The 4846-nt window shown below is 63.6% G+C and carries 6 protein-coding genes; 2 read left to right on the forward strand and 4 right to left on the reverse strand.

Annotated features, from left to right (window positions below):
• The 4 genes from C9413_RS27745 to hemC all read right to left on the reverse strand — a co-directional run.
• Nucleotides 1-396 (reverse strand): heme biosynthesis HemY N-terminal domain-containing protein (locus C9413_RS27745; protein ID WP_281408686.1); only part of this gene is annotated, 396 nt, incomplete at its 3' end.
• A gap of 3 nt (nucleotides 397-399) precedes the next feature.
• Nucleotides 400-1653: a mitofilin family membrane protein gene (locus C9413_RS27750; protein ID WP_039846369.1), complete on the reverse strand. Its 1254-nt coding sequence runs from the start codon at nucleotides 1651-1653 to the stop codon at nucleotides 400-402.
• 89 nt (nucleotides 1654-1742) lie between these two features.
• Nucleotides 1743-2447: a uroporphyrinogen-III synthase gene (locus tag C9413_RS27755; protein WP_039846368.1), complete on the reverse strand. Its 705-nt coding sequence runs from the start codon at nucleotides 2445-2447 to the stop codon at nucleotides 1743-1745.
• A gap of 6 nt (nucleotides 2448-2453) precedes the next feature.
• Nucleotides 2454-3383: a hydroxymethylbilane synthase gene (hemC, locus tag C9413_RS27760; RefSeq protein WP_170251191.1), complete on the reverse strand. Its 930-nt coding sequence runs from the start codon at nucleotides 3381-3383 to the stop codon at nucleotides 2454-2456.
• A 72-nt stretch (nucleotides 3384-3455) separates the two neighbouring features.
• Here hemC and tsaD point away from each other — a divergent pair, with 72 nt between their 5' ends.
• Both tsaD and C9413_RS27770 read left to right on the forward strand, forming a co-directional pair.
• Entirely contained in the window at nucleotides 3456-4553 is a 1098-nt protein-coding gene (gene tsaD / locus C9413_RS27765; RefSeq protein WP_170251192.1) for a tRNA (adenosine(37)-N6)-threonylcarbamoyltransferase complex transferase subunit TsaD, read from the forward strand.
• Nucleotides 4550-4846, forward strand: a 297-nt coding sequence (locus tag C9413_RS27770; RefSeq protein ID WP_170251193.1) for a 2-dehydropantoate 2-reductase N-terminal domain-containing protein, incomplete at its 3' end; no start/stop codon positions are given. The genes tsaD and C9413_RS27770, both read left to right, overlap by 4 nt.

Below are 4846 nucleotides of genomic sequence, written 5' to 3' on the forward strand. Positions count from 1 at the left end.
GATCAAGGCCGCCTGCGCTTCTAGCAGGTTGATCAGCGGCTCCTGATCGGCGCGGATGAGGCCGCGGGACCGGGCTGCCATCTTGCGGGCAAGCAGGGCATTTCCGGCGCCCGCGGCGATAAGGCCGGTCGAGAGGGACTGGTAGCCGCGATCACGCTTGCGGGCGCGAAAATCGCGGGTCACGGAATGGGGCGACGTCCAGACCGTGCGGACCAGCCACCAGGCGATCATGACACCAGCAATCAGTGCGATGAGGCCGCTTGCCGCGACGATCAGCTTTGCCTGATAAAGCCGGCCTTCCCACACCAGCGAGAGATCGCCGGGGCGATCGGCAAGCCAGGAGAAGCCGTAGCCGAGAGCGACGACGAGGATGACGAAGACGACGAGACGAATCATCGATCAACCCTCCTTGCCGGCGCCAGAAATGGCCTTGGAGAGCGCACCACCCACCAGTTCCTCGACGCGGATGCGGGCTTCCAATGACTGTTTGAAGGCGGCGGACGCCTGCTTTGCGTTCGAGGGCAAGCCGTTCCATTCGTTGGCAGCGCCCGGTAGGTCGCCGTTCTTCACCTTGTCTTCCATACGCGCCGCAATCGCCTCGACACTTTCGCCCTCGATGTTGCCGACAGGGCGCACGGTGACGAGCGACTTGGCACTCGCCATCAGCCGGTCCGACCAGCTCTGGTTCGGATCCGCTCGGTTGACGGATTGGATGATGGCGGTCGCGACGTCGGGAACCTGGCGGATCAGTTCGGCGCGAGAGGGTACGCCGGTTTCGGCGAAATTACGGAGGTCGGCGACGGCGGGGTCGTCCGGCGAAACGCCGGCGAAAGTATCGAGCTCGGCCATGAAAGGTCCGCCGCGGTCGATCGCTGCCTTGAGGGCCGCAGCGGCGATCGCCTGCGCAACGGCAACATCCTGGCGTGGTTCGTCGAGCTTCTTCTCTGCTTCTTCCAGGCGCTTGATAATGTCGGCGCCGCCCGACGCCCGCTCTTCAAAGGTTTGAGAGAGAGATGTGCGCAACTGTTCCAGCTGAGTGGCCAAATCCGTGACCTTCTGGTTCAGCGCGTCGACCTCCGGGGTGTCTACTGGCCCCGTCGCGGCAGGCGTCTTTGCCGCCGTTTCGAGCGCAGAGACACGCTTGTCGAGCGTATCGTCGCCGGTGTTCGGCGCGGCGGCGAGGTTCGCGATCGATTGCTTGAGGCCGTCGATTTCAGCTGAAAGGCTGGCCGTTTCATCCAGCGCGGTCTGAGGTGCGGAAGACGTCGGAAGGTAGCCGGCATATTGGATCACGCCAGCACCCAGCAGGGCAACGAGGCCGCCGAAAATACCGGCGGCGATCAGACCCGACGTCGTTCCGCCGCGCGGCTTTTGCCGGACGGGCTCGGGGTCAGTTGCCATTTCCGGCTGACGGGGCTCCTCAAAGGCAGCGGCGCGCTCTGCCGTATCCTCGGCCAATGGTTCTTTTTCCGGATCGGCGGAAGCCTCTAGGCCGCCTGTCGCGTTGTCTGCGTCGGGCGTGCCGGCGTCAGGGGCGTTTGCTTCTGATTTCTCCTCGGTATCGGCTGCTGCTGCAATTTTCTGCGCTTCCAGATCGATCGTGACCGGCTCGTCGGCGTTTTTCGAATGACGTGGCGGATTTCCCGATACCATGCGTACCTCATTTTCCTGCATCGCAACGAAACTAGTCAGTGATGCCAGTTATGGAAAGAGGTTAGATCAAATTTGGGCGCGTAAGGCGTTCAAAGAAGCGACAGAAGGCTTCCCTCATCCGGCAATGCTGCGATGCGAAGGTTTCTGCCGAGTGAAGCCGGGACGGCCGCGGCAACGGATGCGCTGAGGCAAAGGATGAGGGCCTGATTGAGCCAGCCGGGTTCCGATTGGGCCTCGGCGAGGCGGAAAAAACGCTCTGCGGTCTGGCGGGAAAAAAGGAGTATGGCCTCCGGGGGCGGGGTCAATGCTTCCCGCAGGGCCACCGGATCAGGTTCTGCCGGATGCATCCGATAACACTCGACGACATCGACCTTCAGTCCCAGCGCATGCGCGGTGCGCTCGAACGTCTCGGCGCGCGGCGAACCGGCGAGATAGGTGACAGATTCCCGCGTCTGCTGCGCGATCAACTCCGCAAGTCGCGCGCCATCGCCCGCCGAGGCTAAGACTAAAGAAAATCCCACCGCTTTTGCCTCGTTTGCGCTCGCTTCGCCAACGGCGAAGACCGGCCGGCGGCGATAAGGCTTGACGTCTGTTCCTGACGACGAGAGCGCACGGACAGCTTCCGCGCTTGTGATGGCAATAGGGCCGTGGCTCCTTGCCAACGCATCCATAGCGGTCTTGCCATCATGCATGGGCTGCGAGAGCGGCAGCAAGACGGGCTCATGCCCCATGTCGCGCAACCTTTTGGCGGTTCGCTCCCCCGAACGCCACGGCCGGGTGACGAGCACACGCATCGGACGTCAGCTCCAGTCGTCGAAGAAGCTGCTGCCAGCGCGGGCGCGGATGTCTTGTCCGGCGCGCGTGCCAAGCGCTGCGGCATCGCGCCGATTGCCATCGATGGTGACCGAGTGCTGGTTGCGACCATCCGGCGTGATGATCAGGCCGGAGAACTTGATCCGATCGCCTTCGCAAATCGCATATCCGCCGATCGGCGTGCGGCAAGAGCCGTCGAGCGCCGCAAGGAACGCGCGCTCACACGAGACGGCGTCGTGGGTCGCCGGGTCGTTGATGGCGACCAGCAGATCGTCGGTGCGCTGATCGCCAATACGGCTTTCGATGCAGATCGCGCCTTGCGCGGGAGCCGGCGGGAAGGTGTCGGGATCGAGGATGTCGGTGATCACGTCGACCTTGCCAAGACGCTTCAGGCCCGCGAGCGCCAACAGCGTCGCATCGACCTGGCCTTCGTCCAGCTTGCGCAGGCGGGGTTCCACCGCGCCCCGGAAGGTTATCACTTTGATATCCGGCCGCATGCGGCGGATCAGAGCCTGGCGGCGCAGCGACGCCGACCCCACCGTTGCCCCATGCGGCAGCTCGATCAGTTTTGGCGCCGTGCGGCCGATTACCGCATCGCGGATGTCTTCGCGCGGCAGATAGGCCGAGAGATGAAGCTCTTCCGGCAACACCGTCGGCATGTCCTTTGCGGAATGGACGGCCAAATCGAGGTCGCCGCTTGCAAGCTTTTCTTCCAGTTCCTGGGTGAAAAGACCCTTGCCGCCGATCTCGGCAAGCGCACGGTCGGTAATGCGGTCACCTTTCGTGGTCAGCACGACGATCTCGAACATTTCCTCCGCCATTCCGTGGGCCGCCATCAGCCGATCGCGCGCTTCGCGAGCCTGAGCAAGGGCCAGCGGGCTGCCCCGCGTTCCGATCCGGAAAGGTTTTGTTTGCATCCGCTTCGATCCGTTGTTACCGGAAGTTCTCGTAACCGGGTTTTGCACCCATCGCAATCAACGACAGGCTTCATGGCTCCCTTTCTACGCATCCTCGGCATCGAAACAAGCTGCGACGAGACTGCCGCGGCTGTGGTCGAGCGCGATGCGGACGGGCGTTCGAAGGTGCTTTCCGACGTCGTCTTGAGCCAATTGGACGAGCATAGCGCCTATGGTGGCGTGGTGCCAGAGATAGCCGCGCGTGCCCATGTCGAGGCACTCGATACACTGATCGACGAGGCGTTGCAGCGCGCCGGCGTGTCGGTCCGCGACGTCGATGCGATCGCTGTGACCTCGGGGCCGGGATTGATCGGCGGGCTGCTCGTCGGACTGATGACCGGCAAGGCGATCGCCAAGGCCGCCGGCAAGCCGCTTTATGCCGTGAACCATCTCGAAGGCCATGCGCTGACGGCGCGGCTGACGGACGGGCTTTCCTTTCCCTATCTGATGCTGCTTGTGTCGGGTGGTCATACGCAGCTCATCCTCGTGCGCGGCATTGGCCAATACGAACGCTGGGGAACGACGATCGACGATGCGCTCGGCGAGGCGTTCGACAAGACGGCGAAGCTGCTCGGGCTGCCTTATCCCGGCGGACCCCAGGTGGAGGAGGCAGCGAAGAAGGGTAACCCGGACCGCTTCGATTTCCCGCGGCCGCTCGTCGGTGAAAAGCGGCTCGATTTTTCCTTTTCGGGCTTGAAGACGGCGGTCCGGCAGACCGCAGCGGATATCGCGCCGCTGACGGAGCAGGATGTCGCCGATGTCTGCGCTTCGTTTCAGAGAGCGATTTCGAGGACTCTGAAGGATCGCATCGGCCGTGGATTACAGCGGTTCAGCGCGGAGTTTCCGCATCTGGACGAGGAGCCCGCCCTGGTGGTCGCGGGCGGCGTCGCCGCCACCCTCGAAGTACGTGCCACGCTACAGGCGCTCTGTGATAAATACGCCTTCCGCTTCATCGCGCCGCCGCTGAGATTGTGCACCGACAATGCGGTGATGATTGCCTGGGCGGGGCTCGAGCGCATGGCGACAGGTGTTGCGCCGGATGATCTCGATGTGCAGCCGCGCTCGCGCTGGCCGTTGGATTCGAATGCGGAAGCGCTGATCAGCTACGGAAAGCGGGGGGCAAAGGCATGAGCGAACGGATTGCCGTCGTTGGCGCGGGCGCTTTCGGAACGGCGCTTGCCGCAGTCATTGCGCTCGCCGGCCGCAGCCAGGTCACTCTCGTCGGCCGCGACCCTGCGCTGATGGCCGACCTGAAAGCCGAACGGCTGCATGATGCGGTTCTTCCCGGCATTGAGCTGCCGCAAGCATTGGAATTCTCGGCAGAACCCGATTCGATCGACGATGCCGATATCGTGCTTTTGGCCATGCCGTCGCAGGCGCAGGCGGATGCGGGTCTGCAGGTTTGCCCCTGCCCCCGCCAGGAG

The organism is Rhizobium sp. SEMIA 4085, assembly GCF_013004495.1.
Lineage (GTDB): Bacteria > Pseudomonadota > Alphaproteobacteria > Rhizobiales > Rhizobiaceae > Rhizobium > Rhizobium gallicum.